The following is a 16,260-nucleotide window of genomic DNA, read 5'->3' on the forward strand; positions in this document are numbered from 1 at the left end:
ATAATTCAGCAAAAGAGCCGATTATTCGGCTCTTTTTTATTAGTTTATAAAACATTATCTATTGACATAAAAAGAACCGATCAATGATCGGTTCTTTGGTTATTAATTACCCTTAAGGTTTTTGGTTGTCGGCGTAAATTGCAGCCTGTAGCCAGATATTTGCTTGAATATAATCATGGGTTTGGATGGCGGCGGTCTTATCGGTAGTTGGTGCTGCCATACGTACCACCAATGGCTGAGCATCAGGTTCGCGCAGAATCACAACATCAAATAGCGTGATATCTTTATTAAAGAACTTGGTATGGCTGATGCCTAGCACTTGACCTTGACACCATGCTTCATCTTCTTGACCGAAGGTCTCACCGAACAGATAAATGCAGCTATGACCATAATTAATCTCAACAGGTGCTAGAGCTTCACCATCTGCCAAATCACTAGGCTGCCACGCAAGAATCTGCTCATCGATATTATCTGGTACCTCACCGCCGTTATTACTAACGATGTCATTGAATGCACGATGGTAACGAATGGCATCAGGATCTTCAATGAGAATCGTCTCATTCTGATCGCTAGGTTCGATGTTATACGCCCATGCACTAAAATTCACATAATAAGTCTTAGGTGTCTTATATTCTGTACGGTTGATTGCGTACAGCTGATCAAAGGCATAGATGACAGCACCATCTGTTGTCTTTAGACGTAAAATAGCATCAGAGGTCGAGTCACAGCGGATGACGCGCTCGATGTGGCACTCAACGCCATATGGGCTATCTACAGCGGGAAAAGCATTAATGAATGCTTGAGGGGTGCCATTTTCAAGCTTTAGGATCTGATTGATGTGACAAGGCGTGTCATTGGCAATGAGTAGTTTATTATCCGATGGGCGACTTTGGGTGAGGGCGCTTGGAATGGTGGCTGTCTCTAGCATCGATTGTAGCCAAGTCGGTACATCGTCTGCGATATTATCCGTCAAGATCGCCCAATGATCGCCGTGACCTGCGTTCTTATCACAAGGCAAGTCAACCTTGGTTGGTGGTACTTCGTGCTTGTAAGTGTAGCGTATTTGATTCATGATTGTAGTCATATTCTAAAAAAATCTGCTACTTTAATAAGGGATTTAATACAAAAAATCAAGCCAAAATCATCAATCTTGCGAAATTTTGTGAAAATTTGTCAAAGCTTCTTAAAATCGCTGTCAAAACAGGGCAAATGGTGTAAACTATGGTGTTTATTTATTTTGAGAAATTGATATGTTTCGTCCTTTGGCTTTATTTATCGGATTAAGATATACCAGAGCTGAACGTAAAAACGGCTTTATTTCGTTTATTTCACTCATTTCAATGATAGGGTTGACCTTGGGTGTGGCGGTGCTTATTACGGTGCTATCTGTGATGAATGGCTTTGATCGAGAGATTAAGAACCGAATACTTGGTATGATTCCACAAGCTTCTGTCATGTCTTATGAAATCATTCCAGACTGGCAAGAGCTGTCCACAAAGATCACAGAGAATGATAAGAACGTAAAGGCGACCGCGCCATTTATCCAGCTTCAAGGCATGCTTGCGGCGAATGGGCAGGTGTCAGGTGTGATGGTGTCGGGCATCGAGCCAAGCCTTGAAAAGGATGTCTCAATCGTGGACGATTATATCACTCAAGGCAGTCTTGATAACCTTAAAGCTGGTGAGTTTGGCATTGTGCTTGGTGAGAGCATGACGCAGGCGATGGGTGTGGGTCTGGGCGATAAGGTGACTTTGGTATTGCCAGAGGCATCGCCATCAGCGGCAGGGGTGATTCCTAGATTTAAACGTTTTACGGTGGTTGGTACTTTTAGCATCAGCAAAGAAGTGGATGGTCTGATGGGCTTTGTGGCGATGCGTGACGCTGGCGTTATGCTAAGATTGCCAGAGGGTGCGCAGGGCATTCGCATGCTGATGAATGATATTTTTAAAGCGCCACAAGCCGCCAACCAAGCTGCAAGTCTCGACAGCGACAGATTATTCGCCAATGACTGGACGACCACGCATGGCAATCTGTTCGATGCGATTAAGATGGAAAAGTCCATCATTGGGCTGCTGTTGTTCTTGATCGTGATCGTGGCGGCGTTTAACATCGTCTCAAGTCTCATCATGCTGGTAACCGATAAGAAATCAGACATCGCGATTTTAAAGACTTTTGGTGCATCACCGAAGCTGATCATGCAGGTGTTCATTGTCCAAGGGATGATCATTGGTGTGATTGGCACCGTGCTTGGTACGATTCTGGGCGTGACGCTGGCTCTGACGGTAAATGACATTGTGGTGTATATCAGCCAGCTGTTTGGTGTGTCATTGATGACATCAGGTGCTTATCCTGTGGACTTCTTACCATCTTATATTAAAGTGTCGGATGTGGTTATTATTGTGGTTGCTTCTTTCTTGCTTAGCTTTGCGATGACGATTTACCCTGCACTACGAGCTGCGCGCATTCAGCCTGCTCAGACATTGCGCTATGAATAAGGACGATGAGATGACTGTAATTTTAGAAGCCAAAAACATCAGCAAGGTCTATGATGAGGGTAAAATCACCACTTCCGTACTAACCGGGCTGGACCTGACGATCAATGCTGGGGAGCGTGTTGCCATCGTGGGCAGCAGTGGCTCGGGTAAGAGTACGTTGCTACATTTGCTTGGCGGGCTTGACATGCCGACCACAGGCGAGGTATGGATCAAGGGGCATTGCTTAAGTAAGCTCAATGAAACTGAGCGTGGTAATTTGCGTAATGAGTATCTTGGGTTTATTTACCAGTTTCATCATCTGCTTGCTGAATTTACCGCCACTGAGAATGTCGCGATGCCACTTCTGATGCGCAAGGATGTATCAATCAGCGAGGCAAGAGATAGGGCGAATGCTTTACTTGATAAAGTCGGTCTGTCACATCGCACGCATCATCGACCAAGTGAGCTGTCGGGTGGTGAGCGTCAGCGTGTGGCGATTGCTCGTGCGCTCGTAACTAATCCTGCGCTGATCTTGGCAGATGAGCCTACGGGTAATTTGGATGATGATAATGCCCGCGCGGTGTTTGACTTGCTGTCTGAGCTTCAGCACAGCTTTGGGACGGCGCTCCTTATGGTGACTCATGACAGAAGTCTGGCAGCGATGGCGGACAGACAGCTTGAGATGAGAAGCGGTCAATGGGTTTAGCTGTTGCTTTAGTGAAATAAAAGACGCCAATTAAGGCGTTTTTTATTGGGTGGATCAGATAGAAAAATCTTCTGGTTCGTTGTCTTTGGCATCGCGCATTTTATGACCTTTTTGGGTATGAAAGCGCGGTGCACTGGCATTATAGCCAAGCCGTTTTTGCCAGCTGGCGACGATGCGATATTGTAATATAAAGTTGAATAACAGTCCCATCGCGATGCTAGTGACAACGGCACAGACAATAAGCCCTACGATGAAAGCTTTGAGGGAAAACAGGTGATTGGAGAAAGGATTGACCCCATGTCCTGTCATCCATAATGAGAAATCCGCAACGATCACGCCCACCGTGCGAATGCCAATCATCGGCTCGCCAATCAAGAATGCACCCACCGAATAAGCCAGCCAAAATACAGGAATGGTAGTTAAGGGGTTGGTGATCCAAGTTAGTGCCACAGCCATGGGGATATTTGCACGCAGCAGTAGGGCGCCAGCGATGGCAAGCGGCATCTGACCAGGCAGTGGAAAAAATGCGCACAGCACGCCAATATAAACCGCACGCGTCAGCGCACCGCGATTCATCTGCCAAAGGCGAGGGTCAGCCAAAAATGGCGCAAACCATCCCACGACTCGGCTTTCGCGGAGCTTCTCTGGGGTTGGCAGCCATTTTTTTAGTTTCTGCTTAGGCATGTCTGTCCATGGAATCAAAAAAGGAAATTATACCAAAAAAGCACACCATCATGAAGTGGCTTTTGTATGTATATGGTGGCAAATCCCAAAACCACAATGATTATTTATCAAAAATATCCATCCTAACTGCAAAGCCTGCCTAAGGTGTGATAAAATGCGCTGCATCATTTCACAAAATATCATAAAGAGTCAAAAATGAACGATAAAGTACACATCAAGCATCCAAAACCATCCAAAAAACCTACCAAAAAAGCCCTGATTTGGATCGACCTTGAGATGACAGGTCTAGATACATTGAATGATGAGATCATCGAGATCGCCACCATCGTGACAGATGACAATCTGAACATCTTGGCAGAAGGACCTGTGGTTGCCATCAAGGTGTCTGACGTCGTCCTAAACGGCATGGATGATTGGAATAAGAAGCAACACGGACAGTCAGGACTGATTGATCGCGTACGTCGTAGCACGATGACCCTAGAGGATGCTGAGAACGCCACGCTGGAATTCTTGGCGAAGTGGTGTGATGAAGGGGTGTCACCGATGTGTGGTAACTCCATTTGCCAAGACCGTCGTTTCTTGGCGCGTCAGATGCCACGACTTGAGCGTTATTTCCACTATCGCAATCTGGACGTGTCGAGCATCAAAGAGCTGTGCTATCGCTGGCGTCCTGATGTGGCAAGTGGCTACCAAAAAGGTGGTGCACACTTGGCGCTTGATGACATTCGTGATTCGATTCGCGAATTGCGCCATTATCGCGAACACTTTTTTAAATTGCTTGATTGAGCCAAATGATAAAAACCGCTAATTAATAGCGGTTTTTCTTGTTTATTGTTTGCCAATGTTGGTGTATTTATCGAAGTTTTTGATGTAATCATCAAGGTTGTCCGAGAGCATTTGTTCATATTGGGCGGTGTAGAATTTGATGATGTCGTCTTTTTCTTTTTCAAAATCTGCGCCCTTAGTAAAGCCAATCGATGCCACCGAGGCACTGTAACGGGCTGCGGCGTATAGCAGAGATGAGCCAACTTGTCCTGCGTGTGACTGTGGCGACAGCTGACTGTTGGCTAGGTTGATAAAGGCGTCAGCACGCTCATAGAATGCCGTCATTTGCGCGTTGAATTCTTCTGGGCTGATGCTTGGTTTGTTGTCTTGGGTTTGTTCAGTCATGTGAATGTCCAAATATTGTCAAATTTAAATAAAAAAGGGTGTCAAACACCCTTTATATTGCGATGATGTATAAAATTACAACCCTGCATCGGCACGCAGTGCATCAGCGCGATCGGTTTTTTCCCAGGTGAACGCATGGTCTGAGCCGCTACGACCAAAGTGCCCATAGCTTGCGGTGATTTCGTACATGGGCTGTAGTAGGTCAAGCATGCGAGTGATGCCATAAGGGCGTAAGTCAAAATGAGCGCGAATCAAGCGTTCGATCTCGTTATCGCTGATCTTACCTGTGTTGAAGGTGTTCACAGAGATAGAGGTTGGCTCAGCGACACCGATGGCATAAGATACTTGAACTTCACAGCGATCTGCCAGACCTGCCGCGACGATGTTCTTAGCCACGTAGCGACCAGCATAGGCGGCGCTGCGATCGACTTTACTTGGGTCTTTACCACTAAAAGCGCCACCGCCATGGCGCGCCATACCGCCATAAGTATCAACGATGATTTTGCGACCTGTTAGGCCAGCATCGCCAACAGGACCACCGATGACGAATTTACCAGTCGGGTTGATGTGGTATAGCGTGTCTTTGTGAAGCAGTTCGCTTGGAATGACCGGCTTGATGATCTCTTCCATGACGGCTTCTTTGAGTGCATCATAGCTGATGTCTGGGTGATGCTGTGTTGATAATACCAATGCATCGACGGCGATTGGTTTGTGATTGGCGTCATAACGTAGGGTAATCTGAGCCTTAGCATCAGGGCGCAACCAGTCTAGCGTACCATCTTTGCGAAGCTGTGCTTGGCGCTCCATCAGACGATGGCTTAGCTGGATGGGCGCTGGCATCAGCACGTCCGTCTCATTCGTGGCATAGCCGAACATCAGACCTTGGTCGCCTGCGCCTTGGTCTTCTGGGCGTTGTCTGTCGACGCCTTGAGCGATTTCGGGGGATTGTTTGCCAATCATGTTAATGACCGCGCAGCTATTACCGTCAAAGCCTAGATCGCTGTGATTATAGCCAATCTTATTAACAGTGGCACGCACGATGCCTTCGATGTCGATGTTCGCATGAGTACTGATCTCGCCAGCTAGCACCACGGCGCCAGTCTTGGTGAGGGTCTCACAAGCGACACGTGCGTCTTTGTCTTCGGTTAAGATGGCATCAAGCAGCGCGTCGGAGATTTGGTCTGCCATCTTGTCAGGATGACCTTCTGAGACAGATTCGGAGGTAAATACTGAATAATTCATAAAAACAAACTTATAAAGATAAAATTCATGCGAATTCTGGTGGCTTTTCTAGGCTTGACAGAATGGTCGTGATACAGCTTGACCGAACGCACAAAAGATGAAGTGATTAAGAGGTAGATAAGCCATGCGAATGATTAAATGCTCGAGAAAGCAAGCATTATAAATCGCAGGCTGCTACAGATATTTGGCGGAAAATTATACGCTATTTTGGGGTGAATTTCCAATGAATATTTTTCATGCTTGGTTGAAAAATATTGATTATTAGGCGGCTCGACTGTTGGCGGATTTTTTCATGAATAATACGACCATCAGCGCGAACACTTGAACGACAACGATCATTGCGACCGTAAGCCCCCAAGCGCCTTTGGCATAAGCAATCGCACACGCCCACGCGCCGATACTGCCACCGCCGTAGTAGCCCATATAATACAGCCCTGAGGCGAGCGATCGACCTTCGGTAACATGACTGCCGATGTAGCTGATGGTGGCGGCTTGTGTGATGAACACCCCTGATGACATGACGGTCAGTCCGACGATGATCAGCCATAACGGCGCACTTAATGTGATGAACAGACCAATCATAGAACAGATCACTGCGCCGATGATGACGTTGGTCATGCCGAATTTGGCGATGAATTTGCCCGATAAGGGAGTGATGACCATGCCGATTAAGTATAAAGAGAAGATATTAGCAAGGTGAGAGGCGTTTAGATGATAGGGTTCATCCGCCAAATGTAGGTTGATAAAGGTAAAGCAGCCCACGAGCGAGAACAGGACGCAGCCGCCCAATAGACAGGCACTCATGACCTGTAGGTTCTTGGTGTGTGATAATAACAACGCAAGCGAGTGTTTAAAATTATCGCTTTTGATGAAGTTTTTTGATGATGGCAGGGCTTTGAATGCCCATAACGCTCCGATGAGTGTGCAGACCGCCATCACGCCATAGCCATAGCGCCAACCGATCAGCTCGTGTAGATGGCCCGCAAAGAACCGCCCACTAAAGCCGCCAAGCACCGTCCCTGCCACGTACAGGCTCATCATCTGCGCCATGTGGCTGCTGTATTCTTCGCTGACATAGGCGATCAGTACCACCGTAATACCAGGCACAGCCAGTCCCTGTAAGAATCGCCATATTGACAGCTCATCCACCGTACCGCTCACCCCAATCATGCCGGTCGGTATGGCGAGCAATAACAGCGAACCTACGATGAATATCTTTCGCCCAAAAGCGTCGGACAGCATGCCCATGAATGGCGACATCATCGCAATCGCCATGACTGTCGCCCCAACCGCCACGCCAATTGCCACCTCGGATGCGGCAAAATCCGCCATCAACACAGGTAAAATCGCCTGCACCGAATACACCTGCAAAAATGCAAAAAACCCAATCATCGCAACGGTGAATTTCTCGATGAAAGTGGGTTGTCGAAGGGCGGTGGGCTGGGTATTCATGATGTTCTTGGGTTAAAAGTGGGTATTGTAGCATGATTTTTGGGGCTTGCCATGCGCTTTTGGCGTTGATTTGCATCAAATTATTGCGTGCTATCAAAAAGATAATCGAGGGATTTTAAAATAATCCTTTTGGTGCATCGACTTTAGGATGGACTGTGATACAATTTAGGCAGTTTTTTGAGGATGTATAGCAATGAGCGAAACCAATCAAACTTATGATGCCACGAGTAATAATAACTACGTCAATAACCATGTATTGATCATCGGCGGCGGTCAAGTTGGGCTGTCTTTTGCGCTACTATTGGCGCATCATGGTATTTATAGTACGCTCATTGAGCAGTTTAAATACCCGACCATCAGCCCTGATGATGATGTGGCGCGTTCGGAATATCTGGACAGTCGCAATACTGCACTATCAAGACGTACGGTGCAGATTTATACTGAGATAGGACTCTGGGAGAGCTTACAGAGTCATGCCTGTCGAATTGATGCTGTAAAGATCAGTGAGCTTGGCAGTTTTGGACGGGCAAAACTAGATAAGGCTGCAGAAGGTGTGGAGAGCTTTGGGCAGGTGATGGAGAATGCTTGGCTGGGTCGTCAGTTGCTGCTGGCGGTGCAGGCGAGCGAATTCATCACGCTCATTGATGGTGCGAACGTCATCGACATTCGCCAAGATGATAAGCTTGCGATGGTTGTGTTTAACCAAGATGGCAAAACCAAAGAGCTGTCTGCGCCCTTGGTTGTGGCGTGCGATGGGAGGGATTCTATCAGCCGTCAAATTTTGAAGGTCGGCGCGGATACACACGACTATGGTCAGGTGGGCATCGTTGGTGTGGCTCAGACTGATAAGCCGCATGGTCACATCGGCATTGAGAAATTTTCCGCTGTCGGACCGTTGGCGGTACTGCCACTGACAGACGGACGCGGTGATGGTATGGATGGTACAACGCAGGGCTATCGCCGTTCAGTCGTATTCATCTGCAAGGCAGGTGAAGAAGATCGCTATCTTAATGACGATGCGTATTTTATGAATACTTTACAAGAAGTATTTGGCAATGACGCGGGTCGCTTCGTGGCGGTGGGGCGCCGTGGTGCTTATCCGCTGAGCCGAGTATTGGCGCACAGACAGGTGGTCGGTCGCTGCGTCATCATGGGAAATGCGGCGCACACCCTGCATCCTGTGGCGGGGCAGGGTTTTAACCTATGCCTAAGAGATGCACATGCCTTGGTAAATATGCTTGCGCACGAGAAAAATCGCCATGCGGATTATGATTTTGGTAATTATGCCAATCTTCGTGCTTATGAGCAGGCGCGTCAAAAAGACCAAAAGCGCGTCATCAAGTTCTGCGATACGGTCGTTGGCAGCTTCACCCACCCTAACCCTGTGATGAAGTTCATGCGTAACATGGGTCTGATTGCCTTTGATAAAGTGCCAGGAATTAAGCCTTTGGTGGCGACTTATGCCATGGGATTGAAATCTTAATGGGTGTCATAAAATTTTTGTAAAAACTTAAAAAACGCTTGCAATCTCATAAAAAACCGCTATAATACACGCCTACGGAAGCTTGGCAGAGCGGTTGAATGCACCGGTCTTGAAAACCGGCGTGGGTTTGTAGCCCACCGAGAGTTCGAATCTCTCAGCTTCCGCCATCATATAAAAACCATCTATTCATTAGGTGGTTTTTTTATCTGTCGTTGCCGTAAAACCACCGACTTCAGGCGGTGGATATAAGGCAACCCCATAACCATGCTTACACAAAGATGGTATTTAGTGAGGTGTATTTTGCTGTTCAATGTACTGGCGGATAATCTCTACCTCCGCACCGCCACAACTACCTGCAAAATAGCTAGGCGACCACAACGCATCATCCCATAACTGCCCTTTGATGGATGGATATTCTTTCTTACGCAACAAACGGCTAGAAACACCTTTTAAACTATTCACCAAACTAGAAATAGCCACTTTAGGCGGATAAACCACCAATAAATGCACATGGTCGCATTCACCGTCAAACTCAACTAATTGTGCCTCAAACTTTGAGCAGACTTCCTCAAAAATGCCTTGCATATCGTCTAAAATCTCTTTGGTAAACACTCAAGTTACGCATCAAAGACAAACACACAGACCAACTAAACCGCCTAAGCGGTTCGGTCAATTTCGTGTGGAATTATGTTAATGATTTAAGTTACAAATACCTACAAAGAACAGGTAAATTCTTGTCTGCGTATGACCTAAACGAATACACCAAAGGTAGCGTTGAATACTTAGGCTTGCACTCTCAAACTATTCAAGCCATCAATGAAACTCACGCCAAATCAAGAAAGCAATTTAAAAAAGCAAAACTTAACTGGCGTACCAACAACCCAAAGTCTAAACGAAAATCGTTAGGTTGGCTACCTTTTAAACAATCCGCCATTAAACACATCGCTACTCACCAAACAGGCAAAAAGGGCTTAAAATCAACCCTGCAACTAAGTCTGGCCAAAGGACAAAAACTTATCATTGATGTCTTGGGATAGCTACAATCTATCACTATATCAAATCAACACTTGCGACATTGTCCAAGACAGCCGTAATCGTTGGTATGCGTGCCTTACCGTCAAAGACTGTCCGAAACAATTGTGTGGAACTGGTAGTCTTGGCATAGACTTAGGGTTAAAAGACGGTGCAACTACCTCAAAAGGTGGCAAACTCACCATCAAACAAATCCTAAAATATGCCAAAGAGTTAGCCATTGCTCAGCGCGCAGATAAAAAGAAGCGTGTACAGGCAATCCACGCCAAAATCAAAAATACACGCCAAGACTTAATTCACAAATTCACCACCCAATTAGTCAAGGATAACGCCCTAATCGTGGTAGGTGATATTAAAACCACTCAATTCAACAATAAAAAAGGCAAACTCGCCAAATCGGTTTGCGATGCAGGTTGGTTTGAACTCAAACAGCAACTGACCTACAAATGTAAGAATGCAGGTTGCCGTTGTGAAATCGTGAATGAAAAATACACTACCCAAACTTGTTCGTGCTGTGGCGATATGTCTAGTATTCCAAAAGGTAGAGCAGGTCTTGGAATAAGAGAATGGACTTGTGCAAAGTGTGGCACATGGCATGATAGAGATATTAACGCCAGTCGGAACATTCTTGTGGTCGGGCTTGACTGTCTTGTAGAAGGAACCCCTGAACGATAGGGAGGGGGAAGTCAATGCTTTAAATTGCCATAAAAAATTGTTCAAATGATAAATTTACGTTAGAATGACAGAATTTATAAGCAAATAAGCCATTTATGTCCTTAATACGCCGCCGTAAACTCACCAAAAACCAAACCCGCCAAATCCAAAAAAACCAAGACACGCTCATCGATGATGGGACGCTGGTATCAGGGGTGATCGTATCGCATTTTGGTAAGCAGCTTGATGTGCAGATCACTGATCTTCCTGATGTCTTGCCTGACTTTCTCCAAGATGCTACGCCGAATGCATTGAAGATTGGTGATGTTTGGCGCTGTCATACGCGAACCAATTTACCGATGATGGCAGCAGGCGACCGCGTGAAATTCAGCGTGGATACGACCGCGGGGATGGGGCGAATTGAGGTGCTGTCTGACCGACACACGCTCATCACCAGACCCGATCGATATAATAAAGTCAAACCCGTGGCGGCGAATGTTGAGACGCTTGCCATCGTATTTGCGCCACTGCCTAAGCCTGCGACCAATCTAATCGATCGTTATCTGTTGGTGGCAAGATTAAGCGATGTCAGACCGCTGTTGGTGCTAAATAAGGCGGATCTCTTGGATGACTTTGAAGAAGTTAAGCAAATTTATCAAGAATATCAAGCGATTGGCGAGCAGTACGGCTTTGACGTGATTCAGACGTCGAGTGTGAGTCACGATGGTCTGGATGAATTAAAGGCGCAGCTGGCGGATAAGCTGACCATCTTCGCAGGACAGTCTGGCGTGGGTAAATCCAGCCTAATCAATCAAATCCTGCCCGATGTCAATCAACCCACCAATATCATCTCCATCGGCTCGCAGTTAGGTCAGCACACCACGACGACCAGCCGCCTGCTGCCATTTGATGACGGCGACCTAGATAAAGGCGGCATCATCGATACGCCTGGCATTCGTGAATATGGCATCTGGCATCTGTCTGCGGATGACATCATGACGGGCTTTGATGAATTGATCGCTTTGAATGGTTCATGCCAGTTCCGCGACTGTAATCACGCGCCAAACGCCAAAGGCTGTGCGCTCTGGCAAGCGGTGGCCGATGGTGAAATTCTTGGGCGACGCGTTGAGAGTTTTAACGAGTTGGTGGCGGAAGCCAAAATGGGGGCGTTGTCCGCCAGAAATATGGCAAAATAAGTGCAATTTTATGTACTTATCGGTATAATAGAGCTTTTGAATTTTTAAAATTGGAGCGAACGTGGAACGTTGGTTTACATTTATGGGTAATCACCCGATTTTATTTGGTATTTTGGCGGTACTGATCATCGCGTTTTTTATGGTGGAAGGTAAGCGTAACGGCAGAAAAGTTCCGCCAAGCGAGCTAGGACTGCTGGTGAACAACCATCGTGCGCGCGTGATCGACATTCGTCCTGCCAATAAATTTGCAGCATCACACATCTCAGGCAGCCGAAACATCCCTTTTAATGAATTAAAAAATCACCTAGATGAGCTGCGCGCCATCGAAGAGCCTGTGATTTTTGTGTGTGATATTGGCATGCAGTCGGGTGCTGCGGTGAGCCTAGTGGGTAAGCCAAACTTCATGCGACTCTCGGGCGGAATCCAAGGCTATCAGGCGGCAGGACTTCCATTGGCTGTGGCAAAAGTGAAAAAATAACACTTTGGGCTTGAAAATGTATTTTTTAGCCCAATTGATGAAAATAAGAATTGGTTATTTTGACCATTTTATCATTCATAACTGTTAATAAGTGAACCCAATGACACAAGCAACCTTATACATCAAAGAAGAATGCCCATACTGCCGCGCGGCGCTAAAGCTACTTGACGATAAAGGCGTGGATTACGTCTCTACGAGCGTCTACGACATGAGCAGCCAAGAGCGTGCAGAAGTAGCAGCCAAGACGAATAACTATCGCACCGTGCCGCAGATCTTCATCGGTGAGACATTCATTGGTGGCTTTGATCAGCTTAATAAGCTTAATCAAAGCGGCGAACTTGATACGATGCTAAACAGCTAAGCTTTTTATTATTTTAACCAGATCATCATAGGAATTTAACATGACAGAACAAGTCCAACCACAACTAGGTCTTGAGCGTATCTACGTTAAGGACATCTCTTTTGAAGTGCCGACGGCAGACGTATTCACCAAAGAGTGGCAGCCAGAGATGGACATCAGCCTGGCAACTGCATCGAACGACCTTGATGAAGATCACAAAGAAGTCGTTCTTACAGTTAGCGTTACCGTAAAAAACGGCGGCAGTACAGCATACATCGCAGAAGTGCAGCAGGCGGGTATTTTCTTGCTACGCAACATTCCTGAAGAAGATTTGGCGCACTTGCAGCAAGCCTATTGCCCAAATATCCTATTCCCATATGCTCGTGAAGTGATCAGTGATTTGGTATCTCGTGGCAGCTTCCCGCAGCTACTACTAGCACCTGTGAACTTCGATCAAGCTTATCTACAAGCTCAAGCAGAAGTAGAAGGTAACGCCTAAGCCTCCACTAAATAAAAATAAGCAGTCTTTTTGGCTGCTTATTTTTTTGTTTAAAATTAGTTATGTGAGAAGATTTTGGGTTTTCTTCTGGGTGTGCCAATCTCTTCTAGGGTGATCTGATCGGCGGTTCGGCAGTTCTCTTGCGGACGAAAGATATCGCGTGCCAGAGCGGCGATCTCATAGATGGCTCGGCGCGAATGAATGAGGTTATTCTCGGGGTTTCGCCATTGCAGAGGTATAAACAGTGGGGCGGGGTGCGGGGTGGTATCGACACCTGCGCGAGCGAATTGGCGTCTGGCGCGCGCCATGTGATAGCGGTCAGTGACCAGATAGACGCTTTTTGTCAGCTCGTGATAATCAAGCAGCTTGGCGGTGAAGATGGCATTTTCGCACGTGTTCATGCTGGCGTTATCGCTGGCGGTGACGGACTTTCTTAGGCTGCTAAGATAGTCATCAAACCAAGGCGACTCCACGCCACTTGTGATGATGGGTAGTCCTGTGTCCTTGTGTAGCTGATAGGTGCTATTGATGCGAGACTGGCTGTAGTGATTTAATATGATGCGCCCATCGTCTCGCGTCAGACCACCACCTAGTACCGTGATGGCGATTGGCTCTTTGGGGCTGCTTAACGTCACCTTACTAAAGGCATCTAAGAAAAAAACACTGACATTGGCAAAAATTGGCGTAAATGGCAATGCGCCGACAATCAGTGCTGTCAGTACTAAGCAAAACACCATTCGCCATAGCTGGATGAGAAATCTTCGCCAAGATTGCATGATGACCTACTTCACCCACACAGGTTCACGAACCAAAGTAATGCCAAATTTGTCCTGTACCGTATGCACGATAAAATCCTGAGCGGTACGGATATCATCCTGTGTGGCGGTGTAGGGCGCATGATTGGTTAGTACGAGGGCTTGTTTTTGGTGTGTTAGGATGGGAGCGACGCCTTTGCCTTTTAATCCTGCTTTATCAATCAGCCAGCCTGCCGGTACTTTGATGACTTGATCATCTATCGGATAGCTTGGCAAGTCGTGAAATTCAGCTTTTAGGGTGTTGAATTGTGCTATTGGGATGATTGGGTTTTGAAAGAACGAACCGCAATTTGCCAGAACGGCAGGATTGGGTAATTTGCTCTCTCGGATGGCAACCACTGCATGAAAGACGTCGATGGGGTGCGGTAGATCGCGACCGTTTTTGGTGGCGAAATCTTGCGCCATGACGGATAGATCGCCATAGTTGGTTAGGGTTTTGCGCTCGTCTTTGTGAAGTTTAAATACCGCATGGCTAATAAGATAACGACCTTCATTATCCTTAAAAAAACTGTGTCGGTAATCAAACTGGCAATCATCCGCCCCAAATTCATGCCTTTGACCATTGGTCAAATCATAAGCGATGACTTTGGTAATAAAATCAGAGACTTGTACGCCATAAGCGCCAATATTCTGCACAGGGCAAGCGCCCACAAGTCCTGGAATGAGCGCCAGATTCTCAAGTCCGTAATAGCCTTTATCTAGGCAGACTTGTATAAATTCGTGCCAATTCTCACCACAGGCGACCTCTAATGTAACGCTATAGGCGTTGTCATCAAGGACTTTAATGTCTTTTATTCTAGGCAGAAGTACAAGCGCATTAAGTTCATTTGGTAAAATAACATTGCTGCCGAATGACAACACAAATAAGGGTAGGCTGTGCTGCGCCGCAAAATCAATGGCATGACGTATGTCGTCAGCCAGTGTGTCGCTACTATCTAGAATCATCGCATGGCGCGCGGTGCAAGACAGTGCCATTGTGTTGTTGTGCGATAGGTCGCAATTATTAATAATGTTAGCCATGATGATCGCCATCTCTCCATGTATCAATCCAACGTCTGCTTGCCTGTTCAATGTGCTCAAACATCGCATCAAAATCACTCACATCGCCATAATAAGGATCGGCGACAGCCTTATCATCGAACATCATTACTTTGGCAGTGGCATCGCTGGGCGCAATCTTAAGTAGGTTGCTCAAATTGCTCTCATCCATCGCAAAAATCACATTAAAATCATAAAAATCCTGCGCTGTAACTTGGCGAGCGCGTAGCATGGATAGATCGTAGTTTAAATTTTTACCCACTTGGATGGCTCTGGGGTCGGGAGGATTGCCGATGTGGTAGCTTGCCGTGCCTGCAGAATCAAAGCGAATGTCTAGCCCAGCATCGCGTGCGACGTGTGTCATCACCGCTTCAGCAGAAGGGCTTCGGCAGATGTTACCAAGGCAGACAAAAAGGATGGAGGTTGGCTGCATGTTTATTCGAATTCTTCGGTGTTAAAAATTGACTCATTTTAACATAAATTGCGCCAAGAATGAGTGCGATTATTTGGGCTATTTTTAGTGGTGTCGTGAGATTTTAGCAATAATCTTTACTAAATGTACGACAAATAATCCTATAAAATATACTTAAGATTATTGTTAAGACAGCTAATTTTCTTACAATTTCATCAAAATTAACCAAAGAGTACATTTGTATTTCTTTTGCATTTAACTACCCCAAGGGTAGCCACAACAAGGCGAATGACGCCAAGTATTAAGAGAGAATCTGATGAATCGTAAACTATTAACAACTGCTGCATTGAGCGCAACTGTACTATTGACTGCCTGTGCAAGCGGTCCTTATGCTAACGATCCGCAAGCACGCAACTCTGTCGTTGCCAGCACAATGGCAGGCGCAGCAATCGGCGCATTAAGCCGTAGCGATGGTGACCGTAAAGACATCGGCAAAGGTGCTGCGGTTGGCGCAGTGGTTGGCGCTGGTACAGGTTACGTTCTGGCTAAATAATCTAAAAGCTAGAATATAGAAAAAACACCGTA

General features: G+C 46.4%; 17 protein-coding genes, 1 tRNA gene and 2 pseudogenes. 11 read left to right on the forward strand and 9 right to left on the reverse strand.

All coding sequences use genetic code 11. From position 1 onward, the window contains the following. Positions 1-112: 112 nt before the first annotated feature. Positions 113-1,075 carry a hypothetical protein gene (locus GY683_RS01675; protein ID WP_297287118.1) on the reverse strand — a complete coding sequence of 321 codons (963 nt, stop codon included), beginning with the start codon at positions 1,073-1,075 and terminating at the stop codon, positions 113-115. 175 nt (positions 1,076-1,250) lie between these two features. Here GY683_RS01675 and GY683_RS01680 point away from each other — a divergent pair, with 175 nt between their 5' ends. Both GY683_RS01680 and lolD read left to right on the forward strand, forming a co-directional pair. Further along, the gene (locus GY683_RS01680; RefSeq protein WP_297287102.1) at positions 1,251-2,495 is read left to right on the forward strand and encodes a lipoprotein-releasing ABC transporter permease subunit; all 1,245 of its coding nucleotides are present in this window, start codon (positions 1,251-1,253) and stop codon (positions 2,493-2,495) included. Between the two features lie 10 nt (positions 2,496-2,505). Continuing rightward, a complete protein-coding gene (gene lolD, locus GY683_RS01685) occupies positions 2,506-3,180 on the forward strand; it encodes a lipoprotein-releasing ABC transporter ATP-binding protein LolD (RefSeq protein ID WP_297287103.1) in 675 nt (224 codons plus the stop codon). 54 nt (positions 3,181-3,234) lie between these two features. On the opposite strand, the gene GY683_RS01690 is transcribed toward lolD, so the two are convergent. Beyond that, positions 3,235-3,864 carry a DUF2062 domain-containing protein gene (locus GY683_RS01690; protein WP_297287104.1) on the reverse strand — a complete coding sequence of 210 codons (630 nt, stop codon included), beginning with the start codon at positions 3,862-3,864 and terminating at the stop codon, positions 3,235-3,237. 195 nt (positions 3,865-4,059) lie between these two features. On the opposite strand from GY683_RS01690, the gene orn reads away from it, so the two are divergent. Next, positions 4,060-4,650, forward strand: coding sequence for an oligoribonuclease (orn, locus tag GY683_RS01695; protein ID WP_297287105.1), 591 nt, complete (start codon positions 4,060-4,062; stop codon positions 4,648-4,650). Between the two features lie 42 nt (positions 4,651-4,692). Here the strand turns inward: orn and GY683_RS01700 are convergent, their stop codons facing one another. The 3 genes from GY683_RS01700 to GY683_RS01710 all read right to left on the reverse strand — a co-directional run bounded on the left by GY683_RS01700 (position 4,693) and on the right by GY683_RS01710 (position 7,728). After that, a complete protein-coding gene (locus GY683_RS01700; protein ID WP_063513765.1) occupies positions 4,693-5,034 on the reverse strand; it encodes a DUF3144 domain-containing protein in 342 nt (113 codons plus the stop codon). Positions 5,035-5,109: 75 nt separating this feature from the next. Further along, complete coding sequence (gene metK, locus GY683_RS01705) at positions 5,110-6,276, reverse strand: methionine adenosyltransferase (protein ID WP_297287106.1); 1,167 nt, start codon at positions 6,274-6,276, stop codon at positions 5,110-5,112. A gap of 261 nt (positions 6,277-6,537) precedes the next feature. Further along, on the reverse strand, positions 6,538-7,728 hold the full coding sequence (locus tag GY683_RS01710; RefSeq protein ID WP_297287107.1) for an MFS transporter: 1,191 nt from the start codon (positions 7,726-7,728) through the stop codon (positions 6,538-6,540). Between the two features lie 193 nt (positions 7,729-7,921). Here GY683_RS01710 and GY683_RS01715 point away from each other — a divergent pair, with 193 nt between their 5' ends. Both GY683_RS01715 and GY683_RS01720 read left to right on the forward strand, forming a co-directional pair. Beyond that, positions 7,922-9,211, forward strand: coding sequence for an FAD-dependent monooxygenase (locus tag GY683_RS01715; protein WP_297287108.1), 1,290 nt, complete (start codon positions 7,922-7,924; stop codon positions 9,209-9,211). Positions 9,212-9,287: 76 nt separating this feature from the next. Beyond that, positions 9,288-9,378: transfer RNA gene (locus tag GY683_RS01720), tRNA-Ser, on the forward strand. Between the two features lie 118 nt (positions 9,379-9,496). Here GY683_RS01720 and tnpA read toward each other — a convergent pair. Next, positions 9,497-9,823 (reverse strand): annotated as a pseudogene (gene tnpA / locus GY683_RS01725) (IS200/IS605 family transposase); the annotation flags it as partial. An 11-nt stretch (positions 9,824-9,834) separates the two neighbouring features. On the opposite strand from tnpA, the pseudogene GY683_RS09595 reads away from it, so the two are divergent. The 5 genes and pseudogenes from GY683_RS09595 to secB all read left to right on the forward strand — a co-directional run bounded on the left by GY683_RS09595 (position 9,835) and on the right by secB (position 13,410). Next, positions 9,835-10,918, forward strand: a pseudogene (locus GY683_RS09595) (RNA-guided endonuclease InsQ/TnpB family protein). Between the two features lie 95 nt (positions 10,919-11,013). After that, positions 11,014-12,093 carry a ribosome small subunit-dependent GTPase A gene (gene rsgA, locus GY683_RS01740; protein ID WP_297287111.1) on the forward strand — a complete coding sequence of 360 codons (1,080 nt, stop codon included), beginning with the start codon at positions 11,014-11,016 and terminating at the stop codon, positions 12,091-12,093. Between the two features lie 61 nt (positions 12,094-12,154). Next, entirely contained in the window at positions 12,155-12,571 is a 417-nt protein-coding gene (locus GY683_RS01745; RefSeq protein WP_036365083.1) for a rhodanese-like domain-containing protein, read from the forward strand. 100 nt (positions 12,572-12,671) lie between these two features. Next, complete coding sequence (locus GY683_RS01750) at positions 12,672-12,932, forward strand: glutaredoxin domain-containing protein (protein ID WP_297287112.1); 261 nt, start codon at positions 12,672-12,674, stop codon at positions 12,930-12,932. 40 nt (positions 12,933-12,972) lie between these two features. Next, positions 12,973-13,410, forward strand: a complete 438-nt coding sequence (gene secB / locus GY683_RS01755; RefSeq protein WP_297287113.1) for a protein-export chaperone SecB — start codon at positions 12,973-12,975, stop codon at positions 13,408-13,410. Between the two features lie 56 nt (positions 13,411-13,466). Here secB and GY683_RS01760 read toward each other — a convergent pair whose 3' ends face one another. From GY683_RS01760 to GY683_RS01770, 3 genes are read right to left on the reverse strand one after another with little or no spacing between them, the layout of a single operon-like run. After that, positions 13,467-14,186 carry a YdcF family protein gene (locus tag GY683_RS01760; RefSeq protein WP_297287114.1) on the reverse strand — a complete coding sequence of 240 codons (720 nt, stop codon included), beginning with the start codon at positions 14,184-14,186 and terminating at the stop codon, positions 13,467-13,469. A 6-nt stretch (positions 14,187-14,192) separates the two neighbouring features. Further along, on the reverse strand, positions 14,193-15,245 hold the full coding sequence (gene murB / locus GY683_RS01765; protein ID WP_297287115.1) for a UDP-N-acetylmuramate dehydrogenase: 1,053 nt from the start codon (positions 15,243-15,245) through the stop codon (positions 14,193-14,195). Further along, on the reverse strand, positions 15,238-15,696 hold the full coding sequence (locus GY683_RS01770; protein ID WP_297287116.1) for a low molecular weight protein-tyrosine-phosphatase: 459 nt from the start codon (positions 15,694-15,696) through the stop codon (positions 15,238-15,240). The genes murB and GY683_RS01770 overlap by 8 nt, the downstream gene beginning before the upstream one ends. Before the next feature lie 295 nt (positions 15,697-15,991). Here GY683_RS01770 and GY683_RS01775 point away from each other — a divergent pair, with 295 nt between their 5' ends. Further along, on the forward strand, positions 15,992-16,228 hold the full coding sequence (locus tag GY683_RS01775; RefSeq protein WP_297287117.1) for a hypothetical protein: 237 nt from the start codon (positions 15,992-15,994) through the stop codon (positions 16,226-16,228). Positions 16,229-16,260 lie beyond the last annotated feature (32 nt).

This window comes from Moraxella sp., from assembly GCF_024227015.1.
Taxonomy (GTDB): Bacteria; Pseudomonadota; Gammaproteobacteria; order Pseudomonadales; family Moraxellaceae; genus Moraxella.

Excerpts from the sequence above, each read along its gene's own strand:
- GY683_RS01690 (WP_297287104.1), bottom strand. The coding sequence starts at position 3,864 with ATGCCTAAGCAGAAACTAAAAAAATGGCTGCCAACCCCAGAGAAGCTC.
- GY683_RS01700 (WP_063513765.1), bottom strand. The coding sequence starts at position 5,034 with ATGACTGAACAAACCCAAGACAACAAACCAAGCATCAGCCCAGAAGAA.
- GY683_RS01760 (WP_297287114.1), bottom strand. The coding sequence starts at position 14,186 with ATGCAATCTTGGCGAAGATTTCTCATCCAGCTATGGCGAATGGTGTTT.
- rsgA (WP_297287111.1), top strand. The coding sequence starts at position 11,014 with ATGTCCTTAATACGCCGCCGTAAACTCACCAAAAACCAAACCCGCCAA.
- murB (WP_297287115.1), bottom strand. The coding sequence starts at position 15,245 with ATGGCTAACATTATTAATAATTGCGACCTATCGCACAACAACACAATG.
- GY683_RS01710 (WP_297287107.1), bottom strand. The coding sequence starts at position 7,728 with ATGAATACCCAGCCCACCGCCCTTCGACAACCCACTTTCATCGAGAAA.
- GY683_RS01750 (WP_297287112.1), top strand. The coding sequence starts at position 12,672 with ATGACACAAGCAACCTTATACATCAAAGAAGAATGCCCATACTGCCGC.
- metK (WP_297287106.1), bottom strand. The coding sequence starts at position 6,276 with ATGAATTATTCAGTATTTACCTCCGAATCTGTCTCAGAAGGTCATCCT.
- GY683_RS01680 (WP_297287102.1), top strand. The coding sequence starts at position 1,251 with ATGTTTCGTCCTTTGGCTTTATTTATCGGATTAAGATATACCAGAGCT.
- GY683_RS01770 (WP_297287116.1), bottom strand. The coding sequence starts at position 15,696 with ATGCAGCCAACCTCCATCCTTTTTGTCTGCCTTGGTAACATCTGCCGA.
- GY683_RS01775 (WP_297287117.1), top strand. The coding sequence starts at position 15,992 with ATGAATCGTAAACTATTAACAACTGCTGCATTGAGCGCAACTGTACTA.
- lolD (WP_297287103.1), top strand. The coding sequence starts at position 2,506 with ATGACTGTAATTTTAGAAGCCAAAAACATCAGCAAGGTCTATGATGAG.
- GY683_RS01715 (WP_297287108.1), top strand. The coding sequence starts at position 7,922 with ATGAGCGAAACCAATCAAACTTATGATGCCACGAGTAATAATAACTAC.
- secB (WP_297287113.1), top strand. The coding sequence starts at position 12,973 with ATGACAGAACAAGTCCAACCACAACTAGGTCTTGAGCGTATCTACGTT.
- orn (WP_297287105.1), top strand. The coding sequence starts at position 4,060 with ATGAACGATAAAGTACACATCAAGCATCCAAAACCATCCAAAAAACCT.